The organism is Lutibacter sp., assembly GCF_041555395.1.
Classification (GTDB): Bacteria; Bacteroidota; Bacteroidia; order Flavobacteriales; family Flavobacteriaceae; genus Lutibacter.
The window spans coordinates 21,262-40,530 of the sequence record NZ_JBFFKM010000021.1; the positions used below are offsets into that span (position 1 = coordinate 21,262).

The 19,269-nt window shown below is 34.6% G+C and carries 16 protein-coding genes; 7 read left to right on the forward strand and 9 right to left on the reverse strand.

Annotated features, from left to right (window positions below; all coding sequences use genetic code 11):
* The first annotated feature begins 5 nt into the window (after positions 1 to 5).
* The 3 genes from ABY285_RS06365 to ABY285_RS06375 all read left to right on the forward strand — a co-directional run bounded on the left by ABY285_RS06365 (position 6) and on the right by ABY285_RS06375 (position 1,590).
* Positions 6 to 575, forward strand: coding sequence for a sigma-70 family RNA polymerase sigma factor (locus ABY285_RS06365; RefSeq protein ID WP_372768192.1), 570 nt, complete (start codon positions 6 to 8; stop codon positions 573 to 575).
* Positions 576 to 588: 13 nt separating this feature from the next.
* Positions 589 to 843 carry a hypothetical protein gene (locus tag ABY285_RS06370; protein WP_372768194.1) on the forward strand — a complete coding sequence of 85 codons (255 nt, stop codon included), beginning with the start codon at positions 589 to 591 and terminating at the stop codon, positions 841 to 843.
* 105 nt (positions 844 to 948) lie between these two features.
* Positions 949 to 1,590 (forward strand): O-methyltransferase, encoded by a 642-nt coding sequence (locus tag ABY285_RS06375; RefSeq protein WP_372768196.1) that lies wholly within the window; start codon positions 949 to 951, stop codon positions 1,588 to 1,590.
* A 29-nt stretch (positions 1,591 to 1,619) separates the two neighbouring features.
* On the opposite strand, the gene tatA is transcribed toward ABY285_RS06375, so the two are convergent.
* Both tatA and mutS read right to left on the reverse strand, forming a co-directional pair.
* Positions 1,620 to 2,168, reverse strand: coding sequence for a twin-arginine translocase TatA/TatE family subunit (gene tatA, locus ABY285_RS06380; protein ID WP_372768198.1), 549 nt, complete (start codon positions 2,166 to 2,168; stop codon positions 1,620 to 1,622).
* A 107-nt stretch (positions 2,169 to 2,275) separates the two neighbouring features.
* A complete protein-coding gene (mutS, locus tag ABY285_RS06385; RefSeq protein ID WP_372768200.1) occupies positions 2,276 to 4,849 on the reverse strand; it encodes a DNA mismatch repair protein MutS in 2,574 nt (857 codons plus the stop codon).
* Positions 4,850 to 5,080: 231 nt separating this feature from the next.
* On the opposite strand from mutS, the gene ABY285_RS06390 reads away from it, so the two are divergent.
* A complete protein-coding gene (locus tag ABY285_RS06390; protein WP_372768202.1) occupies positions 5,081 to 5,611 on the forward strand; it encodes an RNA methyltransferase in 531 nt (176 codons plus the stop codon).
* 227 nt (positions 5,612 to 5,838) lie between these two features.
* Here ABY285_RS06390 and mgtE read toward each other — a convergent pair whose 3' ends face one another.
* The 7 genes from mgtE to ABY285_RS06425 form a co-directional block, all read right to left on the reverse strand.
* Positions 5,839 to 7,191 (reverse strand): magnesium transporter, encoded by a 1,353-nt coding sequence (mgtE, locus tag ABY285_RS06395; protein ID WP_372768204.1) that lies wholly within the window; start codon positions 7,189 to 7,191, stop codon positions 5,839 to 5,841.
* Positions 7,181 to 7,957: a 16S rRNA (adenine(1518)-N(6)/adenine(1519)-N(6))-dimethyltransferase RsmA gene (rsmA, locus tag ABY285_RS06400; RefSeq protein WP_372768206.1), complete on the reverse strand. Its 777-nt coding sequence runs from the start codon at positions 7,955 to 7,957 to the stop codon at positions 7,181 to 7,183. The genes mgtE and rsmA overlap by 11 nt, the downstream gene beginning before the upstream one ends.
* Positions 7,958 to 7,962: 5 nt before the next feature.
* Positions 7,963 to 8,295, reverse strand: a complete 333-nt coding sequence (locus ABY285_RS06405; protein ID WP_372768208.1) for a DUF4286 family protein — start codon at positions 8,293 to 8,295, stop codon at positions 7,963 to 7,965.
* Positions 8,296 to 8,395: 100 nt separating this feature from the next.
* A complete protein-coding gene (locus ABY285_RS06410) occupies positions 8,396 to 10,171 on the reverse strand; it encodes a tetratricopeptide repeat protein (RefSeq protein ID WP_372768210.1) in 1,776 nt (591 codons plus the stop codon).
* 270 nt (positions 10,172 to 10,441) lie between these two features.
* Complete coding sequence (gene serS, locus ABY285_RS06415; RefSeq protein WP_372768212.1) at positions 10,442 to 11,716, reverse strand: serine--tRNA ligase; 1,275 nt, start codon at positions 11,714 to 11,716, stop codon at positions 10,442 to 10,444.
* Positions 11,717 to 11,847: 131 nt separating this feature from the next.
* The gene (locus ABY285_RS06420; protein WP_372768214.1) at positions 11,848 to 12,426 is read right to left on the reverse strand and encodes a hypothetical protein; all 579 of its coding nucleotides are present in this window, start codon (positions 12,424 to 12,426) and stop codon (positions 11,848 to 11,850) included.
* An 18-nt stretch (positions 12,427 to 12,444) separates the two neighbouring features.
* Positions 12,445 to 13,386: a bifunctional riboflavin kinase/FAD synthetase gene (locus ABY285_RS06425; RefSeq protein ID WP_372768216.1), complete on the reverse strand. Its 942-nt coding sequence runs from the start codon at positions 13,384 to 13,386 to the stop codon at positions 12,445 to 12,447.
* A gap of 155 nt (positions 13,387 to 13,541) precedes the next feature.
* On the opposite strand from ABY285_RS06425, the gene ABY285_RS06430 reads away from it, so the two are divergent.
* The 3 genes from ABY285_RS06430 to ABY285_RS06440 all read left to right on the forward strand — a co-directional run.
* Positions 13,542 to 17,288, forward strand: coding sequence for a reprolysin-like metallopeptidase (locus ABY285_RS06430; protein ID WP_372768218.1), 3,747 nt, complete (start codon positions 13,542 to 13,544; stop codon positions 17,286 to 17,288).
* Between the two features lie 3 nt (positions 17,289 to 17,291).
* Positions 17,292 to 17,966 (forward strand): hypothetical protein, encoded by a 675-nt coding sequence (locus ABY285_RS06435; protein ID WP_372768220.1) that lies wholly within the window; start codon positions 17,292 to 17,294, stop codon positions 17,964 to 17,966.
* A gap of 128 nt (positions 17,967 to 18,094) precedes the next feature.
* Positions 18,095 to 19,269: carboxypeptidase-like regulatory domain-containing protein (locus ABY285_RS06440; RefSeq protein ID WP_372768222.1), on the forward strand; the 1,175-nt coding region annotated here is incomplete at its 3' end.

Below are 19,269 nucleotides of genomic sequence, written 5' to 3' on the forward strand. Positions count from 1 at the left end.
TTTAAATGTCTGAAACCGATAAACATCTTCTCAATCCTGAAAAATGGGTCAGTTTACACGCTGATTACCTTTTTAATTACACCATTAGCCGGATTAACGACAGGGATTTGGCCAAGGATTTGGTGCAGGATACTTTTTTTTCGGCTTTAAAAGCAAAAGACAATTTTCAAGGTAAAGCAAGTGAACGTACCTGGCTTATTTCTATTCTGAAACGTAAAATTGTTGATTATTACCGAAAAATAAATTCAATAAAAGGCAAGGCTGAAGTGCGCATGAATTTTTATGCCCATGGAGAACGTGAGGGAGAATGGCTGGAAGAACGTGCCCCAACAGATTGGAGCGGGGAAATTGAAAAAAGGATTGAAAACGAAGAACTGGCGGTAGTTTTAGAAAAATGCATAGCAAATTTACCCGAAAAATACGCCATGGTTTTTAGAATGAAAACCATTCATCAAATTGAAACAGAGGATATTTGTAAAGAACTCGATATTACTTCGTCAAATTTATGGGTAATTATTCACAGAGCCAGAACCCAGCTCAGAAAATGTATGGAAGAAAATTGGTTTAAAAATTAAAAGAAAACAACACATGAAATTAACTTGTGATGAGGCAAGCACAATTTGCGATAAAAGCCAGTATGGAGAATCAAAGTTGTGGGAAAAAATAAAATTGAATATTCATTTATTTTTATGCAAAAAATGTGGACTTTACGCAAAACAAAATAAGGTTATGAGCACTTGTTATCAAAAATTAAAAGAGGAGGACTACAGTAAAGCGCCCCAATTAGAACAAGAGGAAAAGGAATGCATGGAACAGAATCTTAAAACAAAAATAGAATCATAAGACATTTGAATGTTTAATTGGTATTAAGGCAGCCAAAGAGGTTCTATTTATTTGAAAATTTATGTCTCTTTCAACGTCTTTTTATACTTTTATAAATAAAATAAAATGAAATTCTTGCCCGAAAAAATAGACCAATATGCCGTAAATCATTCACAAAGGGAACCGGAATTTTTACAGCAGTTAAATAGGGAAACATGGCAAAAAGTATTAAATCCACGGATGTTGAGCGGTGGCTATCAAGGCAGAATTCTGTCAATGATTTCTAAATTAATACAGCCAAAAACCATTTTGGAAATTGGAACGTATACCGGATATTCGGCTTTATGTTTAGCTGAAGGCCTTCAAAAAAAAGGTATGCTTTTTACCATTGATAAAAATGAAGAATTGGAAGATTTCGCCAAAAAATATTTTAAACAATCACCTTATACTTCACAAATAAAACAACTTGTTGGAAATGCGCTAAATATTTTGCCAACATTAAACGAAAAGTTTGACTTGGTTTTTATTGACGCCGATAAAACAAATTACAGCATATATTTTAACATGATTATTGGAAAAATGAACTCGGGCGGAGTTATTTTATCGGACAATGTGCTGTGGAGTGGAAAGGTTGTTGAAGAGATTGACCCCAACGATAAAGATACCAAAGCCTTGGTTGAATACAATAAAATGTTAAATGCTGATGATAGAATTGAAACGATTTTACTGCCAATTCGCGATGGATTGTCCATTAGCAGGGTAAAATAAGTTTGGGTTTTAACGAGATAAATTGAAAATTATTTTCCCCTTTTGACAGTTCCGTTTTGATCTTCTGCTGGATCTTCAATTTCCTTCTCGGGAGTTGGAGAAACGGCTGCAACATTCTTAACTTCTTGCGCTGGCGTTGAGGAATCCGAGTCAAGATCTTTAACTTCTTTTGCCGTAGTTGAGGGATCGGCGGTAATATCAGCTGAAATATCTTTGATATTATTTTTACTGTCTTTGGGTTTATTAAAATAGCTCTTTAAATTTCCATCATCATCTTTTAATGGATTTAAGGATTTCTCTATATCGGTTTTAATTTTTTTTACCGGATTAGAGAAATCGTCGAAATTATCTTTTATTTTATTTACTTCTTTTCTAACTTTTGCTGCAACATCAATATCAAGATTATTTTTTTCGGCGCTATTGTGTATTTCCCGTTTAATATCGTTGGTTGCATTTTTAATCTGACGCATTCCTTTTCCCAATTCACGGGCAATTTCTGGAAGTTTATCCGCACCAAATACCATGACAACCACCAAAAGAATTACAAATATTTCGCCGCCGCTAATAAATAAAAACATGTTCAAATTTTTTAGGTTACAAAGATAGTTAAAAAACAGTTCAAAGAATAAATCTTAACAATCTCAAAAAATAATTTACATTACAAAATCATTAACCCAAATACAGATTATTTTTTTGTAAGCATCCGTTTTATTTCATTCAATTTCATTAAGGCTTCAATAGGGGTAAGTATGTCAATATTAGTGGAGAGAATTTCTTCTTTGATATTTTCGAGCAAAGGATCATCTAACTTAAAAAAGCTCAATTGCATGTCGTTTTCAGAAGCCGTTTTCAGGGTTTCTTTTACGCTGGAGTTGGTGTGGTTTTTTTCGAGTTGCTTCAACATTTTTGAAGCCCTGTGAATAACTGATGAAGGCATTCCGGCTAATTTTGCAACGTAAATACCAAAACTGTGCTCGCTGCCTCCGGGAACTAATTTCCGCAGGAAAACAACCTTGTCTTTCAATTCTTTTACGGAGACATTAAAGTTTTTAACACGTTCAAAAGTATTGGTCATATCATTTAACTCATGATAATGTGTGGCGAATAATGTTTTTGCTTTTGAAGGATGTTCATGCAAATATTCGGCAATGGCCCAGGCTATTGAAATTCCGTCGTAAGTGCTTGTTCCTCGGCCAATTTCATCCAATAAGACCAAACTTCTTTCAGAAATATTGTTTAAAATGCTGGCTGTTTCATTCATCTCCACCATAAAAGTGGATTCACCCATAGAAATATTGTCACTGGCGCCAACACGCGTAAATATTTTATCGACCACACCAATCCGGGCGTTTTGTGCTGGTACGTAACTTCCCATTTGCGCCAACAAAACGATTAAGGCAGTTTGTCTTAAAATGGCCGATTTACCGCTCATATTAGGGCCGGTAATCATAATAATTTGTTGCTGATTTCTGTTTAAAACAACATCATTGGCAATGTATTCCTCACCAATGGGCAATTGCTTTTCGATAACCGGATGCCTACCGTTTTTAATCTCCAAATCAGTGCTTTCATCCAATAGCGGACGCACATAATTGTTTTGTTTGGCAACTTCGGCAAAAGAACTTAAACAGTCAATTTGGGCAATTAACTGGGCGTTCAGTTGTATGGGCTGAATAGAATCCATAAGGGAACTAATCAGTTCTGCAAAAAGTTCTTGTTCCAGTTTTCCAATTTTTTCTTCGGCGCCTAAAATTTTGGTTTCGTACTCTTTTAATTCTTCAGTAATATAGCGTTCGGCACTTACCAAAGTCTGTTTACGAATCCACTCTTCCGGAACTTTGTCTTTGTGGGTATTGCGCACTTCAATATAATACCCAAAAACATTGTTGAAGGAAATTTTTAAGGAAGAAATTCCGGTTCGTTCAATTTCGCGAGCCTGCATATTGTCCAAATATCCTTTTCCCAACTTTGAAATGGCACGCAACTCATCCAATTCGGCCGAAACACCTCCTGCAATGGCATTTCCTTTTGCAATATTTACCGGAGCATCTTCATTTAAGGTTTTGGTAATTTTTTGTCGAATGATGGTGCAGCTTTGCAACTGTTCGCCAATTATTTTTAATGATTCATTGTTGCTTTTTTCAGCGGCTTCCTTTATGGGAATGATGGCATTTAATGAGTTTTTAAGCGCTACAACTTCGCGAGGATTCACTTTTCCTGTGGCAACTTTTGAAACCAATCTTTCAATATCGCTAATTTGCTTTATTTGATAAGTGGTCAACTCAAAAAAATCGTCGTTGTCCATAAAATACTTTACAATATCATGGCGCTTTTTAATACGATTAAGGTCTTTTAAAGGCAATGCCAACCAACGTTTCAGTAATCTTCCGCCCATTGGCGAAATGGTTTTGTCAATAACCTCCAAAAGCGTAACGGCATTTGGCGAATTGGAATGATACAACTCTAAATTTCGAATGGTAAATCGGTCCATCCAAACATAATTCTCTTCTGAAATGCGATTGATGACAGCAATATGGTCTAATTTGTTGTGTTGCGTTTCGGACAGATAATATAAAACCACTGCTGAAGCAATGATGCCCTCTTCTAGTTCTTCAATCCCAAAACCTTTGAGGGTTTTCACTTTAAAGTGATTGGTTAAGGCTTCGTTGGCATATTCGGGCTGAAAAATCCAGTCTTCTAAATAAAAAGTGTAAAAACGGTCGCCAAAAAGCTCGTTGAATTTGGTTCTGTGTTGTTTTTGGACCAATACTTCACTCGGACTAAAATTTTGGAGCAGCTTGTCAATGTATTCCGAATTTCCTTGGGCGGTTAAAAATTCACCTGTGGAAACATCTAAAAATGAAATCCCGAGCAATCTTTTTCCAAAATGTACCGCAGCTAAAAAGTTATTGCTTTTTGATTGTAAAACTTCATCGTTTAAGGAAACGCCAGGCGTAATTAATTCCGTAACGCCACGTTTTACAATGGTTTTTGTCATTTTCGGATCTTCCAACTGGTCACAAATTGCCACCCGCATTCCTGATTTTACTAATTTTGGAAGATAAGTATTCAGCGAATGATGCGGAAATCCTGCCAAAGGGGTTTCGGTTTCGCTTCCTGCGCCACGTTTGGTTAATACAATTCCTAAAACTTGGGATGCTTTTTTGGCATCATCACCAAAAGTTTCGTAAAAATCACCAACCCTGAATAACAACATCGCATCAGGATATTTCACCTTAATAGCATTGTATTGTTTCATTAAGGGAGAGACTTTCTCGATTTTTGGCGCCAATTTTTTAAGAATTTACATTAGTTTTGCGAAGTTACATTTTAATTGAAAGATTGAAAAATTAAAGAATTAAAAAATTTGCCAATGAGCCAATTAGGCAATAAGCCAATGAAATATTAAAAAATTTAGGAATAGAGTAAAAGAGCCTAAAACAATTACACGATTAAACAGTTAAACAAATAAACGATTAAACAATAATAAATGCGTAAATTAAAAAACAGCGAATTGGAACGATTGGATGTTGAAGCGTTTAAAAAAACAGCCAAAATTCCCCTCATTGTAATTCTCGATAATATTAGAAGTTTAAATAATATCGGGTCGGTTTTCAGGACAAGTGACGCCTTTTTAATTGAAAAAATTTATTTATGCGGAATAACGGCGCAACCACCAAATAAGGATATTCATAAAACCGCTTTGGGCGCTACAGAATCTGTTGATTGGGAATATGCCAAAGATACGCTTGCGCTTATTCAAAAATTAAAAGTTTCAAAAATTAAAATTTTAGCCATTGAACAGGCAGAAAATAGCACGATGCTGCAAGATTTCAACATAGAACCAAACCAAAAATATGCGGTAGTATTTGGAAATGAGGTAAAAGGCGTTCAGCAAAAAGTGGTTTCTGCTTCAGACTATTGCATTGAGATTCCACAATTTGGCACCAAACATTCTTTGAACATTTCAGTAAGCGTAGGTGTTGTTCTTTGGGATTTGTTCAAGAAATTTAGATTTTAGCAGCTGTTATTTGGTGTTAGACATCAAGTATTTTACATCATGAATGCAGGTGTAATTTGCCAAACTCATGATGTTTACTGTTAAAATTTGATTATGATAGCTTCAAAATCAAAAATCGTAAATCAATTTGCATTAAGGGTTGAATCAATTGTTTGAGCTCTTTTTATTGTTGGAAATAATTAAAAAGCGAGTGCGAAAAGCCTGACACGAAGTGTAATGCCCAAAAATTAAAATCCTAAAATCATTTTGGCTATCCAAAAATAAATTAAAATTCCAAAAATATCATTGCTTGTTGTTATAAAAGGACCTGTGGCCAATGCAGGATCTATTCCTACTTTGTCTAAAAGAAGGGGTACAAATGTTCCAATTATAGAGGCGATAATAATTACTGAAACCAGGGAAATGGCAACGGTAAGTCCAACTTTAACGTCGAAGCCTAAAAAGTACATGCCTGCAGACATTAAAATAGCGGCGAGCACCAAGCCATTTAATAGGCTTAAAGAAACTTCTTTCAGAAGTCTTTTCAACCAAGGATCTTTTAAAGTATCATTTGCCAAGCCTTGAAGAATAATTGCAGAAGACTGTACGCCAACATTTCCCGCCATAGCAGCAATTAACGGCGTAAAAAAGAAAAGTTCTTTATATTTTACCAACGCAGTTGAAAACCCGCCTAAAATGGAAACACTTACAAATCCGCCCAAAAGGGCTAAAATTAGCCAAGGTAAGCGTGCTTTTGTCAATTCCCAAATGGTATCATCGGCCTCAACATCTTGTGAGATCCCTGCCGCCATTTGGTAATCTTTTTCAGCCTCATCTGTAATTACGTCAATAATGTCGTCTATGGTGATTCTCCCCACCAAGCGACCAGTTTTATCAACAACAGGAATGGCTTCTAAATCATATTTTTGCATGATTCGCGCCACATCTTCCGCTTTATCATCAACATGCACAAAATCAACTTTTTTTATAAATACATCTTTAATAGCAGTTCTGGTTGAGGTTGTTAATAAATCCTTTAGAGACAAACGGCCTTTTAAGGTATCATTGTCATCAACCACGTAGATGGAATGTACGCGCGACACTTCTTCTGCCTGGGCGCGCATTTCTTTAACACAAGTAAGCACATTCCAATTTTCGTTAACTTTTACAAGCTCTTTTGCCATTAAACCACCAGCAGAATTTTCGTCATAACGCAAAAGGTCTCTAATGTCATTTGCATGTGCTGTGTCTTCAATATGGGAAATTACTTCTTCCTGTTGTCGGTTGTTAAGTTCAGCAATAATATCGGCAGCATCATCAGTATCCAATTCAGAAATTTCTTCTGCAATTTCTTTGGATGAAAGTCCACCTAATATTTTTTCACGCGTATCTTCATCTAATTCGGTAATAACATCAGAAGTTACATCACTATCGAGTAATTTTATTAAATAGATTCCTTCATCAACGGTTAAATCTTCAATAATTTCAGCAATGTCGGCGTAATGCACCTCTTCCAGGTGCTTTAAAATTTCCTCGTTTTTACCGTCAGCAATTAACTGCTTAATTTCTTCGATATATTCTGTTGTTATTTCAAATGACATCGTTTTCTATTTTAGAAGTCAGACTTATAAATTCTTGCACAGATAATTGTTCCGGACGTTTTGCAAATATAGGGTCTTCTCTTAAAATATCAGATAAATTGAGTGTTTTTAAACTGTTTCTTAATGTTTTTCTTCGTTGGTTGAATGCGGTTTTAACAACAGTATAAAAAAGTTTTTCGTTAACAGGTAGGGTGAAATTCTCTTTTCTTATAAGCCGTATTACACCGGATTCCACTTTTGGCGGCGGATTAAAAACGGTGGGGGGAACCGTAAATAAATACGCAACATCATAAAAGGCTTGGGTTAATACAGATAATATTCCATATACTTTACTGCCTTCTTTTTCTGCGATGCGTTTGGCGACTTCTTTTTGAAACATGCCTGAAAATTCAGGTATTTGATGTCTGTTTTCAAGTGTTTTAAAAACAATTTGAGTGGAAATATTATAAGGAAAATTGCCTATAATCGCCACTTGTTCGTCTCCAAAATAATCGGATAAATTAATTTTTAAAAAGTCTTTTAAAATAATTCTGTCGGCTAAATTTAAATAGTTGGCTTTTAAATATTCCACTGATTCTGTGTCAATTTCAATCACGTGCACTTTTAACTTTTTTTTAAGCAGGTACTTTGTTAAAACACCCATTCCCGGACCAATTTCCAATACATTTTCATAACCATTTTCTGTTAAACTATCGGCAATATTTTGTGCTATTTGCTCGTCTTTCAAAAAATGTTGCCCAAGGTGTTTTTTTGCTCTGACACTCATTATAATTAGTTTTTAACGCTCATACTAAATTGTTCACTGATCACTTTTAATTCGGTTCTGAAAGCTACAAATTTACCGCTAAAAAGCCTAAGTGCCTCATCACGTAATCTCACAGCGTCTTCTTTATAATAATCCTGCAAAGTTTCTAAACTGTCTGTAGAATATTGTACAGAATAGGTGGTACCTCCCATTTCTTCCTCAATAATCACTTGACACATTTTGGCATAGTTGAATTTTCCGGTTGAGAGCATATCGGGAATGTGCTTTTCTTTCATCCATTTTAGCCATTCGTCATGAATGGATTCTTCTATATTTGTGGTAACGTTGTAGATGTACATGTTTTTAAAAAAGTTAAAAGTTAAAAGTTTCAAAGGTTAAAGGCTAAAGTTCAAATGGTCAAAGATTCAAAAATTAAAAGATTAAATAATTCAAATTTTGTTAATTTATTTCATCGCCTCGTAGTTTTCTGAATTTTTTGCGTGCATCAACTACATAAATGCTCGATGGGTATTCAAATATAATTTTTTGATAGTATTCTTTTGCTTTTTCAACGGAGTTTAATTTATTTAAATATAATTCAGCCAAATAATAATGCGCATCATCGGCTAAGATATCCTCTTTGTTTAGGTTGATAATTTGCAAATAGTTGTTTTCTGCATCGGTAAACTGATTTATTTTTTCAAATAACTGCGCTTGTTTAAACAATGTTTCATCTTCAATGGGATGTCCTTTGTATTGACTCAAAACAACCATTAAAGTATCAATGGCTTGTTTGTTTTTATTTTGATAAGAGAGTAAATCGGCAACAGCATATTTTTTCAATGCCATTTTTAAACTGTCTTTTACCACATTGTCCGTAATGAGCAGATTTAAGGCCAGCGCATCGTTTGCAATGAGTTGCGAAGTGGACTTTTTCAATACGCTTAACTGTGATTGCGCCCATTCAAAATCACCTTTAAAATAGGAAGTTTGTGCAATTTTAAACCGCGCTGTTTGTCCGATGGTTTGATTTTTTAAATCGTTTTGAACTTGGGTATAATATATTAATGCACTGCTAAATTTGTTGTCAAACACCAATATATCGGCTAACTTTGTTTTTAAATACCCTTTTTGAAATTGATTGACAGGTAATTTTAAGGCTTCTTTTAATACTGAAATGGCTTGTTCAGGTTCATTTTTTTTGAAGGCTAAAAATTCCGCATAAATCGCTTGGATATTAATAGTGGCAACATTTTTTCCGTATTGGTTGAAAAATTGTTGAAAAAGGGTTTCAATAGTTTCATTTGGTTCGTTTGTTTTATTAGCCACTTCAAGCAAATACAACTTGGCAATTAATTCCGTTTCTAAATCTACCGTATTTTCCAATACATAGTTGAAACAGTTTTTTGTGATTTCAAAATCATTGTTTTCAAAGGTGATTTTTCCAAGAGCCACAACACCATTTATGTTTTCTAAATTTCTTTTATGCAGCGCTTTTTCCTGAATAAATGCCTTGTCATATTCTTTTTGCTGAATAAAAAGCCAGCTCAACAATTCGTTCCAAGTGTTATTAGGATTGTTTTGCGATCGTTTTAATAAGAGTTTTTTCAGCAAAAAGTTAGGTTCGCTCTCAGAATCTTCAGTAATAAACTTTCCGATATAATTTTTCGCAATCGATTCGTAATTTTCATTCGTTTCAATAAGGTTTAAATAGGTGTTAAACATATTTTCAATCTCCCCTTTTTCACTATAAATTAATGCAATTTGAAATTTATAATTGGCATTCGGATTTACTTCCATTGCTTTGTTATAAGCAAGCAATGCATAATCGAGCAGGTAATTATCCTGAAAAGTTTTACCGATAAAATAGCCTGCATTTGGTGATTTTTCAATGAAAATTAAGGCTTTTTCATAATAGGGAACTGCCTTGTCTTGAAGATTTTGCAATTGGTAATTGTAGCCCAATTCAACATATAAATATTCTTGATTCGGAAATTTTTTTAATTGTAAATTAAGGAGGTCTGTAACTTCTTCAAATTTTTCCAACTGCTGATAGCAGTCAATTAAATAGTTTAAATAATTGTTGTTTAATGGATTTTTCTCATACAAACTTTTATAAACAGAAGCTGCTTTTTCATATTCGCCATTTCTAAAATATTGGGATGCCAGTTGCGTTTCCTGTGCATAAATTTGCAAGGAAAAAAAACAGACAAGTAGAAATAAAGTGCAGCGCATGAAGTGATTTTTACATTTTCAAAGATAACCAAACAAGTGTTAAAGTTTTTATAAATAAAGGGGTTTTCTAAATTGTGCTGTTACAAATTTACGCGTAAAAAGTCTTTCTAGAAAGAACCATTAAATTTTAAGTTATGCAAGCACTTGTAGAAAATTACGAAACAAAAAAGAGTAGCGCAATAAATTTCATGAAAAACGGACAATTGAACGCTTATTTTGAGGCGTTAATTGAAATGAATAATTACAAAAAATTAATGTTCACTGTTTGTGCTAATTGATGTATTCAAATCCGCAGTATGATACTAAAGCGTCCGGAATTTTAATTCCTTCGGGCGTTTGACAATTTTCCAACAAGCCGGCCAAAACGCGTGGCAATGCCAACGAACTTCCGTTGAGCGTATGTGCCAATTCACTTTTTCCTTCGCTGTTTTTGAATCGAAGTTTCAACCGATTTGCCTGAAATGTTTCGAAATTTGAAACTGAACTAATTTCAAGCCACCTATCCTGTGCCGTAGAAAACACCTCGAAATCGTAAGTTAAGGCCGAAGTAAACCCCAAGTCGCCACCACACAATCGCAATATTCTATAAGGCAATTTCAGCTCTTGCAAAATTCCTTTTATGTGATTTACCATAAGTTCTAAAGCTGCATATGAATTTGATGGATGTTCAATTCTTACAATTTCAACCTTGTCAAATTGATGCAATCTGTTTAAACCGCGAACATGTGCGCCATAAGAACCGGCTTCTCTCCTAAAACAAGGCGTATAAGCTGTTTTACGAATGGGAAACTCTTCTTCTTTTAAAATAACGTCTCTATAAATATTGGTAACTGGAACTTCCGCTGTTGGAATTAAATATAAATTATCTGTGGCGTCATGGTACATTTGCCCTTCTTTATCGGGCAATTGTCCGGTTCCAAATCCCGATGCTTCATTCACCAAATGCGGTACCTGAACTTCATCATAACCGGCAGCGGTATTTTTATCTAAAAAATAATTGATTAAAGCGCGTTGTAATTTTGCTCCTTTTCCTTTGTAAACGGGAAAACCAGCTCCGGCTATTTTATTACCAAGTTCAAAATCAATAATGTCATATTTTTTTGCCAATTCCCAATGCGGCATGGCTCCTTTGTGCAATTTTGGAATATCACCTTCCTGAAAAATGTTTAAATTGTCTTCTGCGGAAGTTCCTGCAGGCACAATTTCATTTGGAATATTTGGAATCAGGTACAATAACTCCTGTAATTCGGTTGCTTTTTGCTGAAGATTTTCAGATAATTCCTTTGACTGATCTTTTAACAGAATGGTTTTTTGTTTTAAAATAGCCGCTTTCTGGGTCTCGCCTGATTTAAAAAGTCCACCGATATCTTTAGAAAGTTTGTTGGATTCGGCTAAAACAGCATCCAGTTCTGTTTGTATTGCCCTTCTTTCCTCATCTGCCAAAATGGTTTTGTCGACCATTTCTATAGCGTTTTTAAAATTTCTTTTCGCCAAACCTTTTAAAACAGTTTCTCTGTTTTCTCTAATAAACGCAACTTGTAACATGATTATTATCCTTTAATTGAAAGGCAAATTTAACAAATTGCAGTTAAAAGAGGTTAATTAGTTTCATCTGTTTTAATTTTATTTTTTAGTGGTAACAGATGCTACCTGCCTTCCGGCAGGCAGGTTCGCCATTAATCATTTCTTTGTATGTCTAAATTTGTCTTGCTCGTTTCATTTGATTTAACACAAACGGTTTCGTTTATTGCCGAAATAATTTGAGGAACCTCCTTAATCTTAAAATTAAAGTCTATTTTAAATGATTTTTTAGAAGATTTAGAGATTTTAAATTTTCCGTTTTTAACTGGATAATAACCCGTTTCGCCTTTGCAAAAACACAAGCGGCCAAAGTGCAGTTTTATATTTTGAAGTGCTTCATCGGTGAATGTTTTTTCTGAAACAATTGAATCCAATTCGGCAAAAACAAGTTCCGAATAATTGCTGTCCTGGGTATTTGGAACTGGATTTCTTGTATAGATATATTTAAAAATCGTTTTATTTCCTTCTTCAATCACCGGATAGGTATTGCCAAATTCATCTTTTTTAAATTCCAAGGATGTGTTTGGCAGCAATTCAATGGTGCAAGTGCCGTTTTCGGGACAATTTACAGTATTTATCAAAAAAGCTTCGTTTACCACAAAAGTTGAAATTGTATTTTTAGTCGATTTGCAAGAGACAATTATTAAAATGAGTAATGGGAGTAGCTTTTTCATTTGATGAATTTAGTAAATTTAAAGGTCAAAATAATTGTTTTGTATTATTTTTAATGAATTTTGTTTGTCTCTCAATAATTGATTTTTCAGATCTTCGACAGAATTAAATTTTTGCTCCTCCCGCAAAAATTTCAACACATCAATTTGAATGGTTTTACCGTATAAATCTTTGTTGAAATCAAAAAAATGAATTTCAATTGTTTGGTTTTTGCCCTTTACTGTGGGGTTGTATCCAATATTCATCATACCGTAAACGGTTTCACCTTCCAGTTCAGCCTTCACAACATAAGACCCTGTCTTAGGTAAAAGTTTGTAGGTTTCTTTTATCGATAAATTTGCAGTTGGAAATCCAATTTTTTCTCCTAAATTTTTGCCTTTTACAACTTCCCCGGTTAGCATAAAATAATACCCTAAATAGCGGTTTGCGTCCTCAATATTGCCAAGTTCAATGGCTTTTCTGATCTTTGTGGAGCTGATGGTAATGTGGTCAATTTCTTGCTGGGGTATTTTGTTCACCTTAAAACCAAATTTTTCCCCGAAGGCGGTTAATTGTTCAAAATTACCTTCCCTGTCTTTACCGAAGCGATGATCATAACCAATAATTAAATTAGAAATTTTCAGGTTGTCAACCAATACATTTTTCACAAAATCGAATGCCGTTTTTTCAGCAAAATCTTTCGTAAATTCGTGAATCACCAATATTTCTAACCCTGTTTTATCCAACAATTTAATACGTTCATCAATAGTATTGATTAATTTTATACTGGCATTTTTCTGCAAAACTATTCTGGGATGCGGAAAAAATGTCAATAAAACAGAAGAAGCATTGTTTTTTTTTGCGCTTTGGACAAGATTTGACAATACTTTTTGGTGGCCAACATGCACGCCATCAAAGGTGCCAATGGTAACAAAAGTTTTATTTGTTGAAGTATAGTTAGATAAATCGGTATAAATTTTCAAAGTTGAAAACAGTATTGGTTATTTATGGATTACAAAAATACTTTAATTAATTAAAACGAGATTGATGTGTGTGATTAATTTGGTATTAAAATTGTAAGCAAAGGAATATCCTATTATCTTTGTAAATTAAGCTTGTCTCAACATCAAATTAATTTATGAAACGACATTGTAAAAAACAGTTGTTATTAACATTTTCTTTGTGTCTATTAATTTTTGCCGTTTCTGCACAAAATTCGGATGAATTATGGACTAAAAAGACTGATTTTGAGAAAACCGCTTCAAAAAAATTAATCAGAAAATCCCTTCCGAAAAAATTTGAAATATATCAATTAAATGTAAATCAGCTTAAAAGCAGGTTAAATAATGCCCCAAAACGAAAAGGAAATTTAGAAAAATCGAATACTGTTATAAGTTTTCCGAATGAAAATGGAAAGCTGGAAAAATATCGGATTTTTGAAGCTTCAGTCATGGAAGAAAATCTTCAAAAACAATATCCTGATATCAGGTCTTATGTTGGAAAAGGAATTGACAATCCTGGTTCCGCAATAAGATTCAGTGTGTCTCCATTTGGTTTGCATGCCATGTTTTTGGGTAATGCTGAAGGAAGTGTTTATATTGATCCTTATACTGAAAACAATGATTCTTACATCTTTTATTCTAGTAAAAATTTACCTGCCATTGAACCCTTTGAATGTAAATTTGATGAGGTAAATACTTCCCAAAAAACAACCACAACAACCATTTCTGCTAAAGCCGAAAATGCAAATGACGGGAAACTAAGAACCTTTAGATTGGCAGTTGCCACAACTGGAGAATATGCTCAGTTTCATTTAGACCGACAAGGAATAAGTTCCACGGCAACAGATGCCATAAAAAAAGAGGCAGTTTTATCGGCAATAGTCACAACTATGACCAGGGTAAACGGCATTTTTGAAAGAGATGTTGCCATAAGGATGATACTCGTAGCAAATAACACAAATATTATATTCTTAGATGCATTAACTGATGGTTTCACAAATAACGATTCCGATTTATTATTGGAAGAAAGCCAGACAGTTATTGATACTAAGATTGGAACAGCCAATTATGATATAGGACATACTTTTAGTACAGGAGGCGGAGGTCTGGCGCAGTTAAGTTCTCCTTGTGGTGATGGAAAAGCTAGGGGAATAACTGGGTCAACCAATCCAATAGGAGATGCATATGATATAGATTATGTTTCCCATGAAATGGGTCATCAATACGGGGCACATCACACCTTTAACGGAGAAGCGAGCAATTGTGCCGGTGCTAACAAAAATGCAGCAACAGCAGTTGAGCCCGGGAGCGGTTCAACCATTATGTCCTATGCCGGACTTTGTGCACCGCAAAATGTGCAAAACCTTGCAGATCCTTATTTTCATTTGGTGAGTATCAGGGAAATGTTTGCAAATATTTCAACAGGACAGAGTACATGCGCAGCAATTTCGGTAACGGGGAATAGTGCGCCAACAGTAAATGACTTGCTCAATTATACGATCCCAATTTCTACCCCTTTTATATTAAATGCAAATGCGTTGGATATTAATGGAGATAATTTAAAGTATACATGGGAACAATTGGATATCGAAATAGCTACTGCTCCTCCAGTTTCAACAGCTACTGTTGGTCCGGCTTTCAGGTCAACACTTCCAGTCAGTTCTTCAATGCGTTATTTTCCAAATCAAACAACAGTAAATGCAGGAAATTTATCAAATACGTGGGAAGTATTGCCTTCTGTTGCCCGAACGATGCGGTTTGGCGTAAATGTTAGAGATAACAATCCTTTCGGCGGACAAACGGCTAGTAGGGAAACTGTTGTTACTTTCATTGGAGGTGCCGGTCCGTTTAAGGTTACTTCTCAATCTGCTGCAGTAACTTGGGATACTGGAACTGCCCAAACAATTACTTGGAATGTTGCCAATTCTAATTTGGCCCCTGTAAATTGTTCTTTTGTAAACATACTTTTATCTGTTGATGGAGGTTTAACTTACCCAATAACATTAGCTTCTGATACACCCAACGACGGATCTCAACCTATTGTTGTTCCAAATATTTCAACAACAAAAACAGTTCGGATTAAAGTAGAAAGTGTTGAGAATATTTTTTATTCGGTAAACACCAAAAATATTACCATCCAAAGGTCAGAATTTATAATGAATTTTGACACCTCTTCTAAAAATGTTTGTATTCCGGAAAATGCTGTTTATAGCTTCACTTATAATACTTTTAACGAATTTAACGAAGTAACAACTTTTTCTTATGAAGGAAATCCCGCCGGCACAACGGTTACTTTTAAACCAGCTTCAGCTTCAGCTGACAATACTCCAGTTCAAATGGAGGTGAACGGAATAGCAAATGCGGATGTTAATAATTATAATATTTCGGTTATCGGAACTTCTTCTTCAATAACAAAAACAACCGTTGTAAATTTGGGTGTTTTTTCTTCAACCATAAATGCACCTGTATTAAATTTACCGGCAAATGGTTCAACAGAAGTTTTAAAACCTTTTACTTTAAGTTGGGCAAGTGATGTAAACGCCCTGAATTACAATGTAGAAATTGCAACTGACCTTTCTTTCGTAACAATTGTGGAATGGGAAAATGTGAACATTAATTCGTATAATCCTCAACTTTTGCAGCCTAACACCAATTATTTTTGGAGGGTTAAATCGATAAACGGTTGTGGGGAGAGCAGTTTTTCTTCCTCATTTAATTTTACAACAGAAAATGATGTTTGTGACATCGAAAATGCCATCGATGTCCCCCTGAATATTCCTGATTACAATGCCACAGGTGCCTCTTCAAAAATTTTTATTACGAACAATAAAATCATTAGAGATGTCAATGTTACCGTGAACATCACCCATCCTTGGATAGGAGATTTGGATTTGATGTTAATAAGTCCAGCCGGTACTTCAGTACTTTTAGTAGCCAGCAGATATGACGAAGGCGTTGATTATGCAAACACTGTTTTTGATGATGATGCGTCTATTTCAATTAGCAATGGAACAGCTCCTTATACAGGTAGTTTTATGCCTCAAGGGAATTTGTCAACTTTTAATAACGAATACTCTTTAGGTAATTGGATATTAAAAGCGATAGATTCAGGGCCTGAAGATTTAGGAATCATTAATAATTGGAGCATTGAAATTTGTGGTGTTCCCAGCGTTTTCAGTTTACCTTCTAATAATTTCAACATTGAGGTTATAGGAGAAACTTGCCCTAATAAAAGCAATGGACAAATAATAATTTCAGCAATAGAGTCGCATAATTATGAAGTTAATGTTACAGGCTCTTTAGGTTTTAGCACTACTAAAACTTTTACTAACAATTATACTTTTGAAAATTTACAGCCAGATACCTATGATTTTTGTATTGGTGTTGCTGGCGATACCTATTCGCAATGTTATACTGTTGAAGTTGTTGAAGGAACAACGGTTTCAGGAAAAACAAGTGTTGCAGCGGGCAAAGCTTCTGTAGAAATTGTGGAAGGAACCACTCCATTTAATATTTTTGTAAACGGACAAGAACAGTTTCAAACATCTTCGCGAATATTCTCTGTTGATGTAAAAAGCGGTGATGTTTTAGAAGTTAAAACGAGTGTAAGTTGTGAGGGTATTTATTCAAAAATAATCGATTTATTTGATGCCGTTATTGCTTATCCCAATCCTACCCAAGGTACTTTTGAAATCACGGTTCCTACAACTCAAACCGAAGTTGTTATTGAATTGTATTCCGTCCTTTCACAATTGATTTCGGTAAAAACCTATCCGGTTGTTTACGGGAAAGTTCAGATAAGCCTGGAAAACAAACCAACGGGCTTATATTTTGCAAAAGTAAATTTAGACAAACCCGTTACCTTGAAAATTATCAAACAATAACGAATGAAAAATCTTTTATATATTGCATTACTAAGTATAGGTTTGTGGTCTTGCGGAGGTGGAGGTAGTGACGTTAACCATGCACCAACAGCACCTACATTGATGTCTCCTGCTAATAATTTATTGTGTATTGAGAATCCTGTAACTTTTAAATGGAATGCTTCTTCAGATTCAGATGGAGATGTGATAACCTATCAAATAGAAGTAGCGCAAAACATGTCATTCACATTAGATAAACAAATATTCAATATCCAAAGTACCGCACAAACTATTCCTTTAGAGGAAGATATTGCATATTATTGGCGCGTAAAAGCAACGGATAATGAAGACTCCAGCAGTTACTCTTTGGTATATAAGTTTTATACCTATGGAGAAAGTGTTTCAAATCATTTGCCGTTTTCACCGGTTTTGTTGAGTCCGGCTTTAAATTCAGTGCAAAGCGGAACAACGGTAAGCTTAGAATGGACGGCAAGTGATGCGGATGCCAACGACACTTTAACCTATGATGTATACTTTGGAACAGCAAATCCACCAACAATTGTTGCTTCACCAAATCAAAGTACAGCCACTTTAACCAAAACCGTATCGGCTTCAACAACGTATTATTGGAAAATAGTGGTGAAAGATAACAAAGGCGGACAAACTATTGGACAGGTTTGGGTCTTTACAACAGGTTGATAATTATCATATTATCAGGGAAAAGGAATAAAATCTAGATTTTATTCCTTTTTTTATTTCCTTTTTTATAATAATTGAAATTTTTTTGTATTTTGCATCAACATTAACCAATTATTATTTAGGATATTATGAAAAAATTATTAAGTATTATTTTTGTACTTTTTATGGGTTCAGTTGTGTTTGCCCAAACTTCTATTACAGGAAATGTGAAAGAAGCAAAAACTGGTGAGCCCATTCCGGGCGCTAATATAAAAGTTGAAGGTAAATCAATTGGGACTGCCACTGATTTTGATGGAAACTTTTCATTTAAAGTAGCTCAGAATCCACCTTTTACTTTAGAGATTTCGCTTATTGGGTATGCATCAACTAAAGTTGAAATTACTCAAATGGAACAAACTGTTAACGTATTGCTCACCGAATCTGCCACAGCGTTAGATGAAGTAGTTGTATCAGCATCAAGGACACCAGAACGCGTTTTAGAGTCTCCGGTAACTATTGAAAGAATGGACATTAGGGATATTAAAAACACGTCTTCTCCAACTTTTTATGACGGATTGGAAAATTTAAAAGGTGTGGATGTTAACACGAATAGTTTAACATTTAAATCAATCAATACCCGTGGTTTTGCAACTTTTGCCAACACGCGTTTTATGCAGTTGGTTGATGGTATGGACAATTCATCCCCTGCTTTAAACTTTAATTTAGGAAACTTATTGGGAATGTCTGAACTTGATGTGAATACCGTTGAATTACTTCCGGGAGCTTCTTCTGCCTTGTACGGGGCTAATGCCTTTAATGGTATTTTATTTATGACAAGTAAAAACCCGTTTACTTCTGAAGGAATTAGTGTTTATGGAAAAACAGGAATTACCTCTCAAAAAGCAGCTGGAGATAATAGTTTTGTTGATGTGGGAATTAGAATTGCACATAAATTCAGTGATAAATTTGCTGCAAAAGCTTCATTTTCGTTCCTAAAAGGAACAGAGTGGTATGCTACAGACTATGAAGATTATAACAATCCTGGAGCTACAAGAGCCAATCCTGCTTATGACGGTTTAAACGTATATGGAGATGAGGTTTCAATTAATATGGATGCTACTTTTGGTACTCCTGCAGGAACATTAGGTACAGTTTCAAGAACTGGTTATAATGAGGTAGATTTAATGGATTATGAAGCAAAAAGCGCTAAAACTGATTTTGCTTTGCATTACAGGCCTTTTGCCAACGATTTAGAAATTGTTTATAATGGAAAATTTGGACAAGGAAATACCATTTACCAAGGCGCCAATAGATATTATATTAA

Coding starts and splice junctions, on each gene's coding strand:
- ABY285_RS06365 (WP_372768192.1), top strand. CDS start 6: ATGTCTGAAACCGATAAACATCTTCTCAATCCTGAAAAATGGGTCAGT.
- ABY285_RS06370 (WP_372768194.1), top strand. CDS start 589: ATGAAATTAACTTGTGATGAGGCAAGCACAATTTGCGATAAAAGCCAG.
- ABY285_RS06375 (WP_372768196.1), top strand. CDS start 949: ATGAAATTCTTGCCCGAAAAAATAGACCAATATGCCGTAAATCATTCA.
- tatA (WP_372768198.1), bottom strand. CDS start 2,168: ATGTTTTTATTTATTAGCGGCGGCGAAATATTTGTAATTCTTTTGGTG.
- mutS (WP_372768200.1), bottom strand. CDS start 4,849: ATGAAACAATACAATGCTATTAAGGTGAAATATCCTGATGCGATGTTG.
- ABY285_RS06390 (WP_372768202.1), top strand. CDS start 5,081: ATGCGTAAATTAAAAAACAGCGAATTGGAACGATTGGATGTTGAAGCG.
- mgtE (WP_372768204.1), bottom strand. CDS start 7,191: ATGTCATTTGAAATAACAACAGAATATATCGAAGAAATTAAGCAGTTA.
- rsmA (WP_372768206.1), bottom strand. CDS start 7,957: ATGAGTGTCAGAGCAAAAAAACACCTTGGGCAACATTTTTTGAAAGAC.
- ABY285_RS06405 (WP_372768208.1), bottom strand. CDS start 8,295: ATGTACATCTACAACGTTACCACAAATATAGAAGAATCCATTCATGAC.
- ABY285_RS06410 (WP_372768210.1), bottom strand. CDS start 10,171: ATGCGCTGCACTTTATTTCTACTTGTCTGTTTTTTTTCCTTGCAAATT.
- serS (WP_372768212.1), bottom strand. CDS start 11,716: ATGTTACAAGTTGCGTTTATTAGAGAAAACAGAGAAACTGTTTTAAAA.
- ABY285_RS06420 (WP_372768214.1), bottom strand. CDS start 12,426: ATGAAAAAGCTACTCCCATTACTCATTTTAATAATTGTCTCTTGCAAA.
- ABY285_RS06430 (WP_372768218.1), top strand. CDS start 13,542: ATGAAACGACATTGTAAAAAACAGTTGTTATTAACATTTTCTTTGTGT.
- ABY285_RS06435 (WP_372768220.1), top strand. CDS start 17,292: ATGAAAAATCTTTTATATATTGCATTACTAAGTATAGGTTTGTGGTCT.